The organism is Pseudomonas sp. ArH3a (assembly GCF_022648765.1).
In the GTDB taxonomy this organism is placed as follows: Bacteria; Pseudomonadota; Gammaproteobacteria; order Pseudomonadales; family Pseudomonadaceae; genus Aquipseudomonas.
In genome coordinates this window covers 3,906,063-3,923,956 of record NZ_CP080330.1, presented here as the reverse complement: position 1 = coordinate 3,923,956, position 17,894 = coordinate 3,906,063, and the positions used below count along the sequence as shown (strand labels likewise).

At 58.8% G+C, this 17,894-nt stretch carries 12 protein-coding genes and 1 pseudogene; 8 read left to right on the top strand and 5 right to left on the bottom strand.

Features of this window, described 5'->3' with window-relative positions; all coding sequences use genetic code 11:
- Positions 1-206 precede the first annotated feature (206 nt).
- Positions 207-401, bottom strand: a pseudogene (locus K0P33_RS17975) (hypothetical protein); the annotation flags it as partial.
- 784 nt (positions 402-1,185) lie between these two features.
- Between K0P33_RS17975 and K0P33_RS31345 the strand changes: the two are divergent.
- The 4 genes from K0P33_RS31345 to K0P33_RS17955 all read left to right on the top strand — a co-directional run bounded on the left by K0P33_RS31345 (position 1,186) and on the right by K0P33_RS17955 (position 7,013).
- The gene (locus K0P33_RS31345; protein WP_083358639.1) at positions 1,186-2,931 is read left to right on the top strand and encodes a methyl-accepting chemotaxis protein; all 1,746 of its coding nucleotides are present in this window, start codon (positions 1,186-1,188) and stop codon (positions 2,929-2,931) included.
- Positions 2,932-3,280: 349 nt separating this feature from the next.
- Complete coding sequence (locus K0P33_RS17965) at positions 3,281-4,558, top strand: serine/threonine transporter (RefSeq protein WP_242150185.1); 1,278 nt, start codon at positions 3,281-3,283, stop codon at positions 4,556-4,558.
- 201 nt (positions 4,559-4,759) lie between these two features.
- Positions 4,760-5,377, top strand: a complete 618-nt coding sequence (locus K0P33_RS17960; RefSeq protein WP_242150182.1) for a ParB-like protein — start codon at positions 4,760-4,762, stop codon at positions 5,375-5,377.
- A complete protein-coding gene (locus K0P33_RS17955) occupies positions 5,367-7,013 on the top strand; it encodes a SulP family inorganic anion transporter (protein WP_242150179.1) in 1,647 nt (548 codons plus the stop codon). The genes K0P33_RS17960 and K0P33_RS17955 overlap by 11 nt, the downstream gene beginning before the upstream one ends.
- Positions 7,014-7,163: 150 nt before the next feature.
- On the opposite strand, the gene acnB is transcribed toward K0P33_RS17955, so the two are convergent.
- Positions 7,164-9,773, bottom strand: coding sequence for a bifunctional aconitate hydratase 2/2-methylisocitrate dehydratase (gene acnB, locus K0P33_RS17950; RefSeq protein WP_094953657.1), 2,610 nt, complete (start codon positions 9,771-9,773; stop codon positions 7,164-7,166).
- Positions 9,774-10,169: 396 nt separating this feature from the next.
- Here acnB and K0P33_RS17945 point away from each other — a divergent pair, with 396 nt between their 5' ends.
- Positions 10,170-10,640, top strand: coding sequence for a DUF1289 domain-containing protein (locus tag K0P33_RS17945; protein ID WP_242150176.1), 471 nt, complete (start codon positions 10,170-10,172; stop codon positions 10,638-10,640).
- 1,124 nt (positions 10,641-11,764) lie between these two features.
- Here the strand turns inward: K0P33_RS17945 and K0P33_RS17940 are convergent.
- The gene (locus tag K0P33_RS17940) at positions 11,765-12,628 is read right to left on the bottom strand and encodes a universal stress protein (RefSeq protein WP_094953184.1); all 864 of its coding nucleotides are present in this window, start codon (positions 12,626-12,628) and stop codon (positions 11,765-11,767) included.
- 156 nt (positions 12,629-12,784) lie between these two features.
- On the opposite strand from K0P33_RS17940, the gene miaE reads away from it, so the two are divergent.
- Positions 12,785-13,387, top strand: a complete 603-nt coding sequence (gene miaE, locus K0P33_RS17935; RefSeq protein ID WP_083358633.1) for a tRNA isopentenyl-2-thiomethyl-A-37 hydroxylase MiaE — start codon at positions 12,785-12,787, stop codon at positions 13,385-13,387.
- Here miaE and K0P33_RS17930 read toward each other — a convergent pair.
- Positions 13,343-14,542, bottom strand: coding sequence for an MFS transporter (locus K0P33_RS17930; protein WP_242150173.1), 1,200 nt, complete (start codon positions 14,540-14,542; stop codon positions 13,343-13,345). The two genes, miaE and K0P33_RS17930, sit on opposite strands and share 45 nt — an antisense overlap.
- A 157-nt stretch (positions 14,543-14,699) precedes the next feature.
- Here K0P33_RS17930 and K0P33_RS17925 point away from each other — a divergent pair, with 157 nt between their 5' ends.
- Together K0P33_RS17925 and K0P33_RS17920 are read left to right on the top strand one after the other, a co-directional pair.
- Positions 14,700-15,407, top strand: a complete 708-nt coding sequence (locus K0P33_RS17925; protein WP_094953181.1) for a winged helix-turn-helix domain-containing protein — start codon at positions 14,700-14,702, stop codon at positions 15,405-15,407.
- Complete coding sequence (locus K0P33_RS17920) at positions 15,408-16,685, top strand: ATP-binding protein (protein WP_094953179.1); 1,278 nt, start codon at positions 15,408-15,410, stop codon at positions 16,683-16,685.
- A gap of 414 nt (positions 16,686-17,099) precedes the next feature.
- Here K0P33_RS17920 and K0P33_RS17915 read toward each other — a convergent pair whose 3' ends face one another.
- A complete protein-coding gene (locus tag K0P33_RS17915; RefSeq protein ID WP_242156069.1) occupies positions 17,100-17,891 on the bottom strand; it encodes a MipA/OmpV family protein in 792 nt (263 codons plus the stop codon).
- Positions 17,892-17,894: the final 3 nt, after the last annotated feature.

Sequence of the window (17,894 nt, the reverse complement as noted above, 5' to 3'; positions counted from 1 at the left end):
TCAAGCACCCACAGCAACCGCACGACCCGCCATAAGCGGTCGTGGTGGTGGTGCGAGTGAGGCACAGCTGAATAAGGTTCATGGCCCGATCATGCTGGCGTGGTCGCACGGCTGTCAACGGTCGCTTCCGAATTCTTCACGGGCAGCAGCTTGGTTCGTGTGGCTTCCAGGAATTCGTCTGACGGGCCACTGCCGCGTGCCGCACGCGCCAGGGTGACTTCTGCCAGGCGCGGGACGATGACCTGCCCGATGCCCATGGTTATATTCCAACTGACGACTTCCACTCCGGCAGGAGGAAATACTGTGTGAAACTCCTGCTTGGCCAGTTGTGCTTTCAGTGCGCTTAACGGCCGTGACTGATCATGTTTAAGAAACACCGTTAACATGACCGCGTTATCAGACTTTGGTGGTCAACCACTAAGGGGAAGAGGCCAGCGTATAGACGTCTGATCCTGGCTCCCCTTGTTTTGCGTAAATTTCGGGTGAGCTAAATATTCCAGCAAGAAACAGTCCGGCAAAAACCGTAGTGAGTCTTTGTATTGTTAGAACGCCTAAAAGTGTTAAATAAGAATCATTTTTTTGCACTCGGTGAGGGTTGGGGAGTAGTTAGGAACTCAGACGCTGCTCAACAGGTATGTGTATTTCCGTAACATGTATATACAGCTGTTGTTGCGGATTCTTGGTTTGGAAAAGTATGTCTGAATTTTTTATTTGGCTCTTTTTGAAAGTTTGGAGTTATAAGGGGGGCTCCGATAAACGTGTCGCACCGCGTCGGCAGGTGGAAAACGCGGCCGATGCGCCATGTATTAAGGGCGTTTTCGCCAGGCCTTCCGTGTTAAGTGCGCAACTCGCCCATACCCAGCAGCTGTTTTCCAGCCCTCCACCGGTTTGACAGGCCGAACAGCGTGGTCAACCCAACAGTGGGATCACATCGAAGCGTGCTGAAAATACCTACTCAGCAATCGCTATGTCTTCAATAGGCGCCTAATACCTCACTATTAATCTTTTCGCGTCCTAGTGCTGCGTTGTCAAGTGATGGTTGCAACTATTCATGAATTAAAAATTACCTGAGCACCCGACTTGCGCCTAGACTCCGACATGTCACTGCATAGCTTCTGCTAATGATCCGAGAATTGCCGCCGTTGTGTGGCTTGGTTTTGTCCCCTCCCTAGGACTCATAGCGCTATGAACGCAGCTAAAACATCGCGGACGCTTTACGGCTTGTTGATTCTGATCGCCATAACATTCGTGGCTTTGGTTTATACGTTTTACTCGATAAAGCTCTCCTCCAAGGACTTATTGGTCTCCAGCGAAAAGCGCTACCACTCTTACTTACTGGCAGATGAGTTGCGGCAGAGTTCTGATGACCTGACGCGGCTGGCCCGAACTTATGCCGTCACGGCCGATCCTGAGTACGAACGCGAATACCTGCAGGTTCTGCAGATCCGCAACGGTAAAGCCCCTAGACCTGAGGGATACCATCGAATCTACTGGGATTTTGTTGCTGCCGGTAATCTGAAACCAAGGCCAGATGGTGAAACAGTTGCATTGAATGAGCTCATGCGTCGTGCGGGCTTCAACGATGCCGAGTTTGCGAGGCTTAAAGAGGCTCAGGATAAATCCGACGGTTTGGTCCAGCTTGAAACCAAGGCAATGAATGCCGTCAAAGGTAAATTCATTGACCCTCAGGGCACTTACTCAATCAACGCTGCACCTGATTTGGCGTTGGCGCGTGACCTGTTGCACGGCCGCGAATATCACCAGTTCAAAGGGCAAATCATGAAGCCCGTTGACGAGTTTTTCGGCTTGGTGGAGGAACGTACCGATCAACAGGTCACCGTCGCGGATAATACGCTGTCTCTGTTCCAGAACCTGTTTATTGCCGTGCTCCTGGCGTTGATCCTGGAAATTGCTCTGTTGGTTATGCTCGGGCGAAAGCAAATGCTAGCGCAACTGGGTGGTACACCCGCTGTGCTGGATAAGATTTTGAGCGAAATCGCCAATGGCAACCTCGGGGTCCTGATTCCCGACGCGCCCGCCAATAGCGCGATGTCTAGTGTCCGGGTGATGAGTACAAAGCTCAGGGAGCTGATCGGCCAAGCACTGGTAACCAGCGCACAACTCAATGTCGCGGTTGGCCAAGTCACGCAGGTTGTTGAAGGGACGGCCGAGAGAGCGGTGCAGCAAAATGAGATGACCGATATGGTCGCCACGGCGGTGCATGAAATGGGCCTGACGGTGCAAGAGATTGCACGTAATGCCAGCAGCGCAGCGGAGGCCTCAAACAGCGCTCGCTCCGAAGCTCAACAGGCCAGCCAAATGGTTGGCAGTTCGACGGTGCATATCGAGCAAATGGCCGACGGCATTGGCCATGCAGCAAAATCGGTCAGTGCGTTGGCCGAACAAATAGCGACGATTGATCAGGTGCTGGCCGTTATTCGTGGGATATCGCAGCAGACCAATCTGTTGGCCCTGAACGCTGCTATTGAGGCTGCCAGGGCAGGGGAGATGGGCCGAGGTTTTGCGGTTGTTGCTGACGAGGTGCGCACGCTTGCTGGACGTACTCAGGGTTCTACTGACGAAATTCAGGGGATCATCCAGAACCTCAAGCAAGGCGCGGAGGCCGCAGTCAGCTCAATGAGTTCTGGCCAAGCAGCCACCGGTACCGGCGTTGAGGCGAGCGAAAGTACCAACCGCTTGCTGCAAACTATCTCCAGCCAGATTGAGCACATCAGCGATATGAACCGCCAAGTGGCGACTGCCACGGAAGAGCAATCGTCAGTAACAGAGGAGATCAATCGTAATGTACAGGGGATCGCCGACCTTGCAACCACCACCAATAGCGAGGTGCAACGCTGTCGCGAAGATTGTCGTACGCTGCGTGGGCTATCCGAAAACCTGACGAAGCAGATGGGTAGTTTTCGGCTCTAAATGTCGGCTCTTTTTTGAACGCCGTTTTGCTGAAGGTGTTTAAAAGGGAAGCTTCAATTTCACCGATTCGCAAGGGTTCATCTCCCCCTCCATACGGCAGAAAGTCCAAGATTTCTGTCGTTGCGAGGCCAGCTAACCTAGGATCGTGAAGATAGTCCAAAAATCCTGAAACCGTGTGAAACCGTCGCCTGCGGCCGCCCTTGAGCGGCCGCACCGCATAACCACTCCTCAGCTAAGTCTTTGCTTATTCACGAGAATCCCGGACAATCGCGCGCTTGTTATGGCTGGGGCGCTGCCTGTCAGGTTTTTCTGACTCGTCCCGGCTGTGGAAATGCGGAGATCCGACCGGATGAATGATCAGGCCAATAGCGTCGACGAACGCTATGCAACGACACCTGCAACCCTCACAAGCTGGAGCCGCCAGGACACTACCTGGATGCTCGGGCTGTTCGGCACCGCCATCGGCGCCGGCACTTTGTTCTTGCCTATCAACGCGGGCCTCGGGGGCTTCTGGCCGCTGGTGATCCTGGCATTGCTGGCCTTCCCGATGACGTTCTTTGCCCACCGCGGCCTGACCCGTTTCGTCCTGTCCGGCCGTGAAGGCTCCGACATTACCGACGTGGTTGAAGAACATTTCGGCGTTAAGGCCGGTGCGCTGATCACCTTGCTGTACTTCTTCGCGATCTTCCCGATCCTGCTGATCTACAGCGTGGCGCTGACCAACACGGTCAGCAGCTTTATGGAACACCAACTGCACATCATGCCGCCGCCACGCGCGATCCTGGCGTTTGTGCTGATCCTCGGCCTGTTGGCCGTGGTGCGTTGTGGCGAGCAAGTGATCGTTAAGGCCATGAGCCTGATGGTGTATCCGTTTATCGTCGCCTTGCTGTTCCTGGCGGTGTACCTCATCCCGCATTGGACCGGTGGCATCCTCAGTACCGCCAATCAAGTCCCGGCCCCCTCGGCGTTGCTCAACACGCTGTGGCTGGCGATTCCGGTGATGGTGTTCTCGTTCAACCATTCGCCGATCATCTCAGCCTTCGCGGTGGACCAGAAGCGCCAGTACGGCGCCAACGCTGATGAGCGCAGCTCGCAGATCCTGTGCCGCGCGCACCTGTTGATGGTGGTGATGGTGCTGTTCTTCGTGTTCAGCTGCGTGCTGACCTTGTCGCCGGCGCAGTTGGCCGAAGCGAAAGCGCAGAACCTGTCGATCCTGTCGTACCTGGCCAACCACTTCGACAACCCGACCATCGCCTTCGCCGCGCCGTTGATTGCGTTCGTAGCGATTGCCAAGTCGTTCCTGGGCCACTACATCGGCGCCAGTGAAGGCCTCAAGGGCCTGGTGCTCAAGACCGGTCGCCGCCCGGCGGCCAAATCCCTGGACCGCATGACCGCTGCCTTCATGCTGGTGGTGTGCTGGATCGTCGCCACGCTCAACCCAAGCATTCTCCGCATGATCGAGACCCTGGGCGGCCCAATCATCGCGTCGATCCTGTTCCTGATGCCGATGTACGCGATCCGCAAGGTGCCGGCCATGGCCAAGTACCGTGGGCAGGCGTCCAACGTGTTTGTCACCGCCGTAGGCCTGGTCGCGATTACTGCGTTGATCTATTCGCTGCTGTCCTGAAGGCAGCATGGGCTGCTTGTGAGCGCTGTTGTGGCGAGCGGGCCGGCAAGCCCGCTCGCCACAAAGGATCTGTTGTAGCGGGTTGCACACAACAAGGTCGATTCGCGTACTGCGCGAATCGGCTTTTTTTTGCGTACGAAAAAATCGGCCCGGCAATGCGGGCTAAGCTGTCGGCTTATTGGTTCCCTTTTGGAGACACTCATGGCCCGGCCCCGTCCGCAACTGGTCACAAGCAAGCTGGAAAAGTTGCACCCCACTCAATTGACGGTGGGCATGGCTGAAGTCGCCAGCAAACGTGAAGCCTGGACCAAGCTCAAGCGCAAGGAGCGCGCCGCTGCGCTCGACAAGCACTGGTTTCCTTGTGTACTGGGGCCGGACGGGCGCTATTACATCACCGACCATCACCATTTCGGCCTGGCGCTGTTGCTGGAAGACGTCAAAAGCGTGTCGCTGCTGATGCTCAAGGACTTATCGTTCGTGGAGCGCAGCACGTTCTGGAATGTCATGGCGTTCAATCAATGGGTGCACCCCTATGATGCGCGCGGCCTGCGGCGTACCTATGAAGCCATTCCGCGCAAGATTACTGACCTGCAGGACGACCCTTACCGCAGCCTCGCGGGCCTGTTGCGCACGGCCGGTGGTTACGCCAAGGACGCGACACCGTTCAGCGAGTTTCTGTGGGCGGATTTCTTCCGTAGCCGTATTGGCAGCGATGTGGTCAGCCAGTTAAACGCCAAGCTGCTGGGTAAGGCCATGACCCTGGCGCGCAGCCAGGAAGCACGCTATTTGCCAGGATGGGTTGGTTCGATTGAAAACTGAAAGCATTCCGCCGGCTGTTGCACCGAACAATCGTACACAAGACATCCTCGCCGGTTTATCCATTGCCGGTTTGCTGCTGCCCGAAGCCGTGGCGTATTCCAGCATCGCTGCGCTGCCGCCCCAGGCGGGTGTTATCGCTTTGTTTGCCGGGCTGGTGTGTTACGGCCTGTTCGGCACCAGCCGTTTTGCAATTGTCTCGGCCACCTCGTCCTCGGCGGCGGTATTGGCGGCAGCCACTTCAAGTCTGGCGGGTGATGATCCCGCGCTGAGGCTGTCCCTGGCATTCGGGCTGGTGCTGATCACTGGGGTACTCTTCTTGCTGGCCGGGCTGTTCAAGCTCGGCGGCGTGACGTCGTTTATCGCTAAACCCGTACTGCGCGGGTTTGCCTTCGGCCTGGCGCTGACCATCATCCTCAAGCAGCTGGCCAGCGTGGTCGGTGTGCACCTGAGCGACAACAACCTGATCCGTTTTCTGCCGCAGCTGATGGAGCAGCTACCGCGTTGGAACTGGGCGGCGGCGCTGGTCGCGGCGGCGGCATTGGTGGTGTTGTGGCTGTGCGCGCGTATTCCGCGCCTGCCGGGCGGGCTGCTGGTGGTGATCCTGGGAATCATCGCCGGGCAGTACCTGGATCTGCAGGCCCACGGTGTGGGCTTGATCGGCATGATCGACCTGCGTTTGGAGTTGGGGCATTTGCCGGTTCTGCCATTCGCCGATTGGCTGCGCCTGGGCGAGTTGGCGTTTGCCTTGGTCATGATCTTGTATGCGGAGTCCTACGGCTCCATCAGTTCGTTCGCGCTTAAACATGGCGACCGGGTGTCATCCAATCGTGACTTACTGGCGCTGGGTGCGGCGAACCTGATATCCGGGTTGTTTCACGGCATGCCGGCCGGCGCGGGCTATTCGGCAACCTCGGCCAATGAGGCGGCCGGCGCGGGCTCGCGTTTTGCCGGCATCGTTGCGGCGTTGGTGGTGTTGGTGATCGTGTTGACGGTGTTGCCGTATGTCGCGTTGACGCCGGAGCCGGTGCTTGCGGCTATCGTCATCTACGCGTTGGGCCGTGGTTTGAGCCTGCAGCCCCTGGGGCGCTACTTTGTGTGGCGGCGCGACCGGTTGCTGGTGATCTGTGCGGTGGCGGCGGTGTTGGTGCTGGGCGTGCTGGATGGCTTGCTGGTGTCGGTCGCGATCAGCGTGGTGCTGATGCTACGCCAGATGTCGGCGGCCGAAATCCAGGTGCTTGGGCGCCTGGGCGACAGTCATGATTTTGTTGATTGTCAGCATCATGCCGATGCAGTGGCGGTGCCCGGCCTGTTGATCGTGCGGCCCAGCGAGGCGCTGTTCTTTGCGAATGCCGAGCGCATCCTGGGTGCGGCGTTGCGCCTGATGCGTCAGTCAAAAGTCGAGACGGTGGTGCTGAGCCTGGAGGAGTCGCCCGACCTGGACGGCACCAGTATCGAAGCGCTGGCGGCGTTTTTTGCGCAGGTGCGCGGGGAGGGCAAGCGCTTGGTGCTGGCGCGCGTACGGCATGAGGCGCTGGAAGTGCTGCAAGCCTTGCCGGAAGCGGTTGCGCCACAGGTCCTGCTCAGTGGGTTGAGCGTTGACGGCGCTGTGCAGTTGGCGCTGCAGACCCGGCCCTGAGTGTGCTGAGCGTGACGCAGAGCGTCACATCCCTCTGTGGCGAGCCGACAAGCCCGCTCCCACAGGTGTTTTGGGGTGGAGGCTGTATTCCAGGCATAAAAAAACGCCGCGTACCTTGCGATACGCGGCGTCTTTTACATCAACACACCCTTAGGCTTGAAGCACCGGGATGTTTGCGCTTGCTGCGATTTTACGGAACTCGGCGATCTGGTCGAAGTTCAGGTAGCGATAAACTTCGCCGGACATGGTGTCCAGCTTGGCCGCGTAGCCCATGTACTCTTCGACGGTCGGCAGGCGACCCAGGGTGGAGGAGACTGCCGCCAGCTCAGCCGAAGCCAAGTAAACGTTAGCGCCATCACCCAGACGGTTCGGGAAGTTACGGGTCGAGGTCGACACAACGGTCGAGTTCGGCTCTACCCGTGCCTGGTTACCCATGCACAGCGAGCAGCCCGGCATTTCCATGCGCGCGCCAGCTTTGCCGTAAATGCCGTAGTAGCCTTCTTCGGTCAGTTGGTGAGCGTCCATCTTGGTCGGCGGCGACAGCCACAGACGGGTTGGCAGCTGACCCTTGACCTGTTCCAGCAACTTACCGGCCGCGCGGAAGTGACCGATGTTGGTCATGCACGAACCGATGAACACTTCGTCGATCTTCTCGCCGGCAACACTGGACAACAGACGGGCATCGTCCGGGTCGTTTGGTGCGCAGAGGATTGGCTCGTTGATTTCAGCCAGGTCGATCTCGATGATTTCAGCGTATTCCGCGTCGGCATCGGCTTCCAGCAAGTCAGGGTTGGCAACCCAGGCTTCCATCGCTTGGGCACGACGTTCCAGGGTACGTGCATCGCCGTAGCCTTCGCCGATCATCCAGCGCAGCAGGGTGATGTTGGAGTTCAGGTACTCGGTAACCGAATCTTTCGACAGCTTGATGGTGCAACCGGCAGCCGAACGTTCAGCCGAGGCGTCGGACAGCTCGAAAGCTTGTTCCAGCGTCAAGTCGTTCAGGCCTTCGATCTCCAGGATGCGGCCGGAGAAGGCGTTCTTCTTGCCTTTCTTCTCTACAGTCAGCAGGCCAGCCTGGATCGCGTAGTAAGGAATGGCGTGAACCAGGTCACGCAGGGTGATGCCAGGTTGCATTTTGCCTTTGAAGCGCACCAGGATCGATTCCGGCATGTCCAGTGGCATAACGCCAGTGGCTGCGGCAAATGCGACCAGGCCAGAACCGGCCGGGAACGAGATGCCCATCGGGAAACGGGTGTGGGAGTCACCACCGGTACCGACGGTGTCCGGCAGCAGCATGCGGTTCAGCCAGCTGTGGATGATGCCGTCGCCTGGACGCAGCGATACACCGCCACGGGTCATGATGAAGTCAGGCAGGGTGTGGTGGGTGGTCACGTCGATCGGCTTAGGGTAAGCCGCGGTGTGGCAGAACGACTGCATCACCAGATCGGTCGAGAAGCCCAGGCACGCCAGGTCTTTCAGTTCGTCACGGGTCATAGGACCGGTGGTGTCCTGGGAGCCCACGGTGGTCATCTTCGGCTCGCAGTAGGTGCCAGGACGAACGCCTTTGCCTTCTGCCAGACCGCATGCGCGACCCACCATTTTCTGCGCCAGGGTAAAGCCCTTGTCGCTCTCAGCCGGAGCTTCCGGCAGCTTGAACAGGGTCGAAGGCGGCAGGCCGAGTTCAGTACGTGCCTTCTCGGTCAGGCCACGGCCGATGATCAGCGGGATACGGCCGCCGGCACGGACTTCGTCCAACAGTACCGGGGTCTTCATTTCGAAGGTGGTCAGGACTTCATCGGTGCCGTGTTTGCAGACTTTGCCAGCATGCGGGTACAGGTCGATCACGTCGCCCATGTTCATGTTGGTAACGTCGAACTCGATTGGCAGTGCGCCGGCATCTTCCATGGTGTTGTAGAAGATTGGAGCGATCTTGCTGCCGAAGCAGAAACCGCCAGCACGCTTGTTCGGCACGTAAGGAACGTCGTCGCCGAAGAACCACAGTACCGAGTTGGTTGCCGATTTACGCGAGGAGCCAGTACCGACCACGTCACCGACGTAGGCGATTGGGAAACCTTGGCCGCGCATCTCTTCGATCTGCTTCATCGGGCCGGTCTTGCCTTGCTCGTCCGGCACGATGCCTTCGCGCGCCATTTTCAGCATGGCCAGGGCGTGCAACGGGATGTCAGGGCGGGACCAGGCGTCCGGGGCAGGGGACAGGTCGTCGGTGTTGGTTTCGCCGGTGACCTTGAACACGCGCAGGCTGATCTTGTCGGCCAGGGTCGGGCGGTTCTTGAACCACTCGCCGTCAGCCCAGGACTGCAGCACGGCTTTAGCGTGTTCGTTGCCGTTCTTGGCTTTTTCGGCCACGTCGTGGAACGCATCGAACATCAGCAGGGTGTGCTTGAGTTGGGCAGCAGCGACAGGCGCCAGCGTGGCGTCGTCCAGCAGCTCGACCAACGTCACGATGTTGTAGCCGCCTTGCATGGTGCCGAGCAGTTCAACAGCGCGTTTTTTGTCGATCAGGGGGGAAGTGGCTTCGCCCTTGGCCAGGGCAGACAGGAAACCGGCCTTGACGTAGGCAGCTTCGTCAACGCCTGGTGGAATGCGGTTGGTGATCAGGTCAACGAGGAATTCTTCTTCGCCAGCCGGGGGATTTTTCAGCAGCTCGACCAGGCCTGCGGTTTGTTCGGCGTTAAGCGGCTGGGGAACGATACCCAGTGCTGCACGCTCTTCGATATGTTTGCGGTAGGCTTCAAGCACAGTTATTACCCTCATCAGTGGTCCCACGGGACGCTCATCCAGAAATGAACGGCACGCATGCGCTCGGGGGCTTTTTGGGCCGCAAAGCCAGCGCTGCCGGCATTCCTCACAGAAGCTGCTTTCAAAGTTTTACGCCTGCAGAACGGAGCTGATGAGGGTTGGCGCTGGCATTTACCTACCGGGTAATAACCATCGCCAACACCGTTCTGAAGGAACGACTGTGCTCGTGACGCTTTGAAAACAGCTTCCAGCGGATTATTGGCGCCTTACAAGGCCGGATGATTCTACGGCAAAAAAAATCTAAAGGTAAGTTGCCTAACCAAGTTTGCTGGGTGATCAACCTTAGACAAAGGGCTAACATGACGCATCGTTTCGCTGAGTTGTGTGCCGCTGCCCATGTCCAACCAAACCATCAAGACCCCCTGCGTCGGCCTGTGCTCCACGGTCTACGGCGATCTGGTATGCCGAGGCTGCAAGCGCTTCCACCACGAAGTGATCCAGTGGAACGGCTATAACGAAGAGGAAAAACGTGCGGTATGGCTGCGGCTTGAGCAGCTGTTGGTGCAGGTGATGGCCGGCAAACTGGAGGTTTTCGACCCCAAGATGCTGCGCGGGCAGTTGGAGCAGCGCAAGATTCGCTTTGTGCCGCACCAGTCCGAATACTGCTGGGCCTACCAGTTGATCGCCCGCGGTGCGCGGGAGATTTCCAACCTGGAGGCCTATGGCATGGTGCTGATGCCGGAGTTTCGCGATTGGGCGTTGCCGGAACTGCGCGATGCGATTGATCGGGAGTTTTTTATCCTGTCGGAGGCGCATTACCAGCGCTATATCGCCCCGGGCTTTTTGAAAGACGCGCTGGGACGCTGACTGAGGCGGTCAATGTGGGGGCTGGCTTGTTGGATCGCCGCATTAGGTATCTACACATCTTTTTATGGGTTGAATTCTTTGGTTGTCGCGGGGGGCGCTGGGTACATATCCGTTGCTGCGGTAACGGCTTCGTATGGTTCCGCCCTTACGGCGGGTCACTTTTGGAAAAGAGCCCCAAAAGTAACCAAAAGGGCTCTTGCCCCACCACTCGGCACCTCGCCTAGGCTCGGTGTGCCCTCACGCAGGCTTTGGAGCGGGGGCCGCCGCCATGGGCCATCCTTGGCCCATCGCGGCTAAACCGGCGTCCTGCCGGTTTACCCCCGCTCCAAAGCCTGCGTTCGGCCAGCGTGGTTTAACGGGGCGCCTAAGATCAAGATCAAGAGCAAGAGCACGGCGGCCTAGTAGCCGACCTGAGTGGTTAAATCAAAAGCAAAACCGAGGCGGCCTGCTAGCCGACCTGATCTTAGTGGCTGAACTCAATCTAATGTGGGAGCTGGCTTGCCTGCGATGGCATCAACTGGTTATGCCTGATACACCGAGGTGTCTGCATCGCAGGCAAGCCAGCTCCCACAGAAAAACAGAGTGCCACGGTGCAGGCAGCTAAACTCGCTCCCACATTGGGATCTCATTACATCAGTTAGATAGGGTGGTGCTCTGCTTCTGCTCTGTTTTTGCCCTGCTTTTGCTTCAACCACTCAGGTCGGCTACTAGGCCGCCGTGCTCTTGCTTTTGATCTTGATCTTAGGCGCCCCGTTAAACCACGATGGCCGAACGCAGGCTTGAATCCGTGGGTAACCCGGCAGGACGCCGGGTTAGCCGCGATGGGCCAAGGATGGCCCATGGCGGCGGCCCACGGATTCAAGCCGGAGTGAGGGCATGCCGAGCCTAGGCGAGGCACCGAGTGGTGGGGCAAGAGCCCTTTTGGTTACTTTTGGGGCTCTTTTCCAAAAGTGACCCGCCGTAAGGGCGGAACCCTACGAAGCCGTTACCGCAGCAACGGATATGTACTCAATCTACCTAAACCCGCCAAAAACTTAACGCAACACAAAAAATTGCGTAGATACCAATGGCTATCGCAGGCAAGCCAGCTCCCACAATGATCTTCACTGTATGAAGGGTTTGGGTCAGGCCTTGGTCGCCAGCTCTTGCAGGTGATCCATCAGTTCCTGCGGCTTGAGCACCAGCACATCGCTGTCCACCGCATCCAGCACCACTTCCGCCGTATTCCCAATCAACGCCCCGGAAATCCCGGTGCGCGCCACGGTGCCGATGATGGTCACCGCCGCCTGCCATTTATGCGCCGCGTGGGGGATCAAGACGTCTGCTGGGCCTTCTTCGATGTGCAGGTGCGCGTCATCCACGTCAAATTCGACCTGGAACGCCTTGCACTGCTCGCGATAGCGCGCCTCGATGGTTTCTTTGAGCTGGAAGGTCGGGTCTGCCGCCGACAGCATGGGCGACGGATGGGCGCTGATCACGTGCAATTGCGCCTTGGCCAGGCTCGCTATTTGGAACCCGTGGTCAATGATGGTGTTGTGCAGTGCCTGGTGTTCACTGTCGTTGTTGCCCACGTCAATCGCCGCCAGCACAACCTTGCCAGCCCACGGCGTGGAGGTTTTCACCAGCAGCACGGGCGTCGGGCAGTAGCGCAACAGTTTCCAGTCCGCCGGCGTCAGCAGCGCCTTCTTCAGCGGGCTGTCGGCAAAGTGCTGCTTGATCACCAGGCCGCAGCCCTCGGCTTGCTGCACCTCAATGATGGTTTCATGCAGGCTGTCGTTCCACGCTTGCTCGGTGCTCACGTTGTAGCCGTCTTCCTGCAAGCCGGACTTGAGCAGGCTCAGCAATGCCGAATGCTCGTGTTTCTTGTCGCAGACCAGCAAATGCAGGTGCGCGCCGGTAACGCCGGCGATTAGCTTGGCGCGCTTGAGGGCCAGGCTTTCCGAGTGCTCGGGGTCGATGACCACCAGGATGCTGCGAATGGCTTGCATGGACGGATCTCCAGAGACGGGAAAAAGGGGCCTTGGACAACTATAGTTGCTGCTCGCCAGGCGTCATGTTGATGCACATCAAAGCCGGCGGCTGGTGGTCTGCGACGGGGTCGGTATAATCGGCGCCCTTTTGTGATCCTTTTGCCCGTGAGCCCGATGAACCTGCCCGAAATCCACGAATTCCTCGGCTGCCGCACCCCCGACGCCTGGGTCCAGGCTGCGTTGGCCGATCAGGAAACCCTGCTGATCGACCACAAGAACTGCGAATTCAAAGCCGCCAGCACCGCACTGAGCCTGATCGCCAAGTACCACGCCCATGTTGACCTGATCAGCATGATGTCGCGCCTGGCCCGCGAAGAGCTGGTGCACCACGAGCAAGTCATGCGCTTGATCAAAAAGCGCAAAGTCGAGCTGCGCCAACTGCACGCCGGCCGTTATGCGTCAGGTTTGCGCAAAGTGGTGCGCAGCCACGAGCCGGTCAAACTGGTGGATACGCTGGTGGTCGGCGCCTTTATCGAAGCGCGCAGTTGCGAGCGTTTCGAAGCACTGGTGCCGCATTTGGACGAAGAACTCGGCAAGTTCTACTTCGGTTTGCTTAAAAGCGAGGCCCGGCACTTTCAGGGTTACTTGAAACTGGCCTACCAGTACGGCGACGCCAAAGACGTCGCCCAGGTGATCGAGCGGGTGAGGGCGGCCGAGCAGGAACTGATCGAATCACCCGACATCGAGTTCCGCTTTCACAGTGGCGTGCCAGCCTGAAGCGACGGCCACGCCGAGCAGTGCGGTGATCCCGGCCAGCAGCAGGATCACCGTTTGTGTACCCAGTGGCGCTGCCAGCACGGCAATCGCCAGGCCTGCCAATGGCTGGGCCAAGTTGTTGAATAGCGTGATAACGCCCACGGTCTTGCCAAAGTCCTGCACCGGAATCACCCGTTGACGCGTGCTGCGCATGTACACATTGAACATCTTGTCGAAGCCGGTGATCAGCAGGAAGCCCAGGGTATACGCCCAGAGGTTGGGGCTGATCGCCATGATCAGTGCGCCTGCCGCAATCATTGCATAGGAGAGCCCTCCCAGCATTTTCAAGGGCAGGGTTGCGCGCGCCAAGTAAAACAGAATGACGATAGTCACCACCGCGCCGGCAGCCTGCAGCAGGGCGTAGGCATCCTTGCCGGCAGCGTAGAGGCCAGTGACCATGGCGGCGGACGTTGCCAGCGTCACGCCGATGATCAAATTAACGCCCACGGCCAGGGTAATGACCCGCTTCAACTCCGTCAGGTTGCGGATATGCCCAAAGGCGATGCGCAGCGGTTGCAGCCAGATATCCTGGTGCTGCTCAAAACTTTCCAGGCTGACCGTGGTGTTGCGCTGCCACACCAGCATCGCCAAGTCCGCCAGCACAAACAGCCCGGCAATCCCAATGACCACCCAATGCCAGGCCCAGACCTGCAGCATCAACGCCGCCACCAACGGCCCCAGTACCAGGCCGCTCTGGTCGGCGATTTGTGAGTAGGACAAGGTTTTGGCATAGGTGTAATGCTTGAAGATATGCGGCATGACCACTTCGCGCGCCATGATGCCTTGGGTCGTCAACACCCCGCACAGCGCCGATAGGATTACCAGCCAATAGATACCGTCGAACACGCCGTACAACGCCACCGCCACCACACACGCCAGCGCCCGGTAAACCTGGCTGATATGCAGGATGCGCACCGGCGAGAACTTGTCGCACAATGCGCCGCACACCGGGAAGGCCAGGTAACGCGGCAGCGACTCGATAAAGAACGCCAGCCCCGCCCAGGAAACGCTGTTGGTGGTCTGGAACACGATCAGCGGCACGATAAACAGCAGGATCTGGTCCGCCAGCCGCGACAGGAACAGTGAAACAAAGAACGCCAGATAATCCTTGCGCATACAACTCCCTGTGAATGGCGTTAAAGATTGCAGGCAATTTGTTAAAAACTCTTAAAAGTATGAAGCTTCGTCAGGCAAAACCGGTCAACCGCTTCTGCCGGACAGCTTGCCACCTATAATGGCCGCACTTCAATCCGCGCGCGCGCACTGAGAACTTATGGAAAACCTGGGTCTGGGCAAGGTCCTGCTCGTTGAGGACGATGAAAAGCTGGCGGGGCTGATCGCACATTTTCTGTCGCAACACGGTTTCGAGGTGCGGGTGGTGCACCGGGGCGATAAGGCCTTGGCCGCGTTCCTCGATTTCAAGCCGAAGATCGTCGTACTCGACCTGATGCTGCCGGGCCAGAGCGGCCTGCACGTGTGTCGCGAGATTCGGAACGTGTCCGACACACCGATCGTGATCCTGACGGCCAAGGAAGACGATCTTGACCACATCCTCGGCCTTGAGTCGGGTGCCGACGACTATGTGATCAAACCCATCAAACCACCGGTGCTGCTCGCCCGTTTGCGCGCGTTGCAACGTCGCCAGGTGCCCGAGCCGACGGTGCGCGGCGCTCTGGAGTTCGGTCAACTGGCGATTGACCGCAGTTGCCGGCTGGTCAGCCTGGGCGGCGACAAGATTGACCTCACCACCATGGAATTCGAGCTGCTGTGGCTGCTGGCCAGCAGCGCCGGCAAGATCCTCTCGCGTGACGACATCCTCAACCGCATGCGCGGCATTGCTTTTGATGGCCTGAACCGCAGCGTCGATGTGTACATCAGCAAGTTGCGCAGCAAACTCAATGACAACCCGCGTGAGCCGGTGTGCATCAAGACCATTTGGGGCAAGGGTTACCTGTTCAACCCGTTTGCGTGGGAGGTCTAGATGCTGCGGCTGTTTCTGCGCCTGTATGTGATCCTGGCGCTCGGTTTAGCGGGGGCGATCTGGCTGGTCAACTACACCTTCGACGAGTTATTGCCCGAAGCCAACGAAGTCTATAATCGTGAAGCTTTGCGCGGGCCGGCTTACGGCGTGGTGGAACAATTGCGCCCGGTGCAGGGGGCGGCCCGCGACGCTCGCCTGGCTGAGCTTCAGCCCCATTACGGGCTGCACCTGAAGTTGGTGCCGCGCGATACCTTGGCGCTGAACGAACGCGAGCAAAAACTGCTGGCTGACGGCCAACTGGTCGTGCGTGGGGACTTTATGGAGTTCTTGACCACGATTGACGACGGCCCGCAATTACTCCAAATCAAACTGCCGGAGGAACCCAAGTGGCTCTACCTGTGGGCCTATGGGTTTCTGGGCGTGAGCCTGGCCATCGTGCTGTATTTTTGGGTACGCCCGCACTGGCGTGACTTGGAGCATATCCGCCTGGCCGCGCAACGCTTTGGTGATAACGATTTGGCGTCGCGCATCCTGCTGCCGCGCCGCTCCACCGTGCGTGAGCTGGCTGGGCACTTTAATCAGATGGCCGAACGCATCGAAAGCCTGATCGCCAACCAGCGCGAACTGACCAACGCGGTCTCCCACGAACTGCGCACGCCGATAGCGCGCTTGTCATTTGAACTCGACCAGCTCAAGCAACAGTCCGACCCGCGCCAGAGCCGTGCGCTGATCGCTGACATGTATGCCGACCTGGGTGAGCTGGAAGAAATGGTCTCCGAGCTGCTCACCTACGCCAGCCTGGAGCGCGGCGCCACTCAGGTTACTCGGGAAAACATTGAGGCCCACAGCTGGCTCGACAGTGTGATCGGCAGTGTGGCCTTGGAAGCCGAGGCGGCGGGGGTGCAGTTGTCGTTGCGTACCTGTGAGGTCGACTTTATCCAGATTGAACCGCGCTTTATGGCCCGTGCGGTCATCAACTTGCTGCGCAATGCCATTCGCTATGCCGAGCGGCGGGTGGAGGTGTCGTTGGTCAAGTTTGGCAGTGGCTACGAAGTGCGGGTTAACGACGATGGCCCGGGTGTGCCGCTGGAGGGCCGGGCGAAGATCTTCGAGCCCTTCTTGCGGCTGGACACCAGCCGTGACCGGCGCACCGGTGGGTTTGGTTTGGGGTTGGCGTTGGTGAAGCGGGTTAGCCAGTGGCATGGTGGGCAGGTGGAAGTGCTGGATTCGGAGTGGGGCGGGGCGTCGTTTCGGATGACTTGGGCTTATGCTGAGTAGGGCTGGCAGCTATGACCATTTTTGTTTCGGTCGATGGAGTACATAGCCGTTGCTGCGGCCAGCGTGGTTTAACGGGGCGCCTCAGATCAAGATCACAAGCAAGAGCACGGCGGCCTAGTGGTAGAAGCACAGCAGAGCAGAAGCAGAGCACCCCATCTAGCTGATGTAATGAGATCCCAATGTGGGAGCGGGCTTGCTCGCGAAGGCGGTGGTTCAGTTACAAATAAGCTGACTGAAACACAGCATTCGCGAGCAAGTCGCACGGCCGCTCCCACAATTTTGACCGAGTTCGACTGCCAGCCCCGCAGTGCTCTGCTTTTCTGTGGGAGCTGGCTTGCCTGCGATGGCATCAACTGGTTATGCCTGATACACCGAAGTGTCTGCATCACAGGCAAGCCAGCCCTCACTCCCAAGTCAGAAGGTGTACTCAAGCACCCCCATCACCGATGTCTGCAACCGGCGCTCCACAATCGGGCTCTTGCCCGCTTCATCCGCCAAATACTGCACATCCAGCAAGGTCGAGAATTGGGTGTGCTCGCTGATCGGCATGCTCCACACCAGGTTCATGCCGTTGCTGATATTGCCTGCACCGGCCTTGTACTCCTTGAAGCGGCTTCGCGCGGCTTGGCCGGTGGTCACGCCGTACCAGGTCATCAGGTATTCGCGGTCACCGAAGTGGCTGCTGAGGCTGGCGTCCACGGAACCGTAGCGGCCTTCATACAAATTGGTGCCCAGGCTCAACTCAAGGTGGTTGTAGGCCTTGCCGGTGTCCTTGTGGTCATCTTCCTTGAGCGCGTGTTCCAACGTCGCGCCGACGATCACGCCGCCCAGGTTGTAGGCGGCGCTGACGCCCAGTTGCGGGCGCGACTTGATCTCGCCCATACCCTTGAGGCGCTTGGAACCGGCATGCAAGCTTTCGTTTTTATCCTTGCGCGCGCTGCTGGCGCCGAGGTAGGCGCTGAAGCTCAGGGCATTGCCTTCGTAGCCCCAGCCCAGCCCCTTGCCGGTGTCGAGCAAAATCCCCCAGGGGCTGACGATTTTGCCGCCCAGCAATGGCGCGGTCATGCGTTCGTCGCTGCCGCTGTAGCGCGGCGCGTTGGCCACGCCGGCCTTGAGGCTGTATTGCCAGTCTTCGGCAATCGCGGTGTCGGCAGCGGCGAGCAGGCATAGCGAGGTGAACGACAGGCAGAGGTTTTTTGAGCGCATCAG

What these genes read in the sequence shown, in the direction of transcription:
- K0P33_RS31345 (WP_083358639.1), top strand. Translation starts at nt 1,186, where the DNA reads ATGAACGCAGCTAAAACATCGCGGACGCTTTACGGCTTGTTGATTCTG.
- K0P33_RS17965 (WP_242150185.1), top strand. Translation starts at nt 3,281, where the DNA reads ATGAATGATCAGGCCAATAGCGTCGACGAACGCTATGCAACGACACCT.
- K0P33_RS17960 (WP_242150182.1), top strand. Translation starts at nt 4,760, where the DNA reads ATGGCCCGGCCCCGTCCGCAACTGGTCACAAGCAAGCTGGAAAAGTTG.
- K0P33_RS17945 (WP_242150176.1), top strand. Translation starts at nt 10,170, where the DNA reads ATGTCCAACCAAACCATCAAGACCCCCTGCGTCGGCCTGTGCTCCACG.
- K0P33_RS17940 (WP_094953184.1), bottom strand. Translation starts at nt 12,628, where the DNA reads ATGCAAGCCATTCGCAGCATCCTGGTGGTCATCGACCCCGAGCACTCG.
- miaE (WP_083358633.1), top strand. Translation starts at nt 12,785, where the DNA reads ATGAACCTGCCCGAAATCCACGAATTCCTCGGCTGCCGCACCCCCGAC.
- K0P33_RS17930 (WP_242150173.1), bottom strand. Translation starts at nt 14,542, where the DNA reads ATGCGCAAGGATTATCTGGCGTTCTTTGTTTCACTGTTCCTGTCGCGG.
- K0P33_RS17925 (WP_094953181.1), top strand. Translation starts at nt 14,700, where the DNA reads ATGGAAAACCTGGGTCTGGGCAAGGTCCTGCTCGTTGAGGACGATGAA.
- K0P33_RS17920 (WP_094953179.1), top strand. Translation starts at nt 15,408, where the DNA reads ATGCTGCGGCTGTTTCTGCGCCTGTATGTGATCCTGGCGCTCGGTTTA.
- K0P33_RS17915 (WP_242156069.1), bottom strand. Translation starts at nt 17,891, where the DNA reads ATGCGCTCAAAAAACCTCTGCCTGTCGTTCACCTCGCTATGCCTGCTC.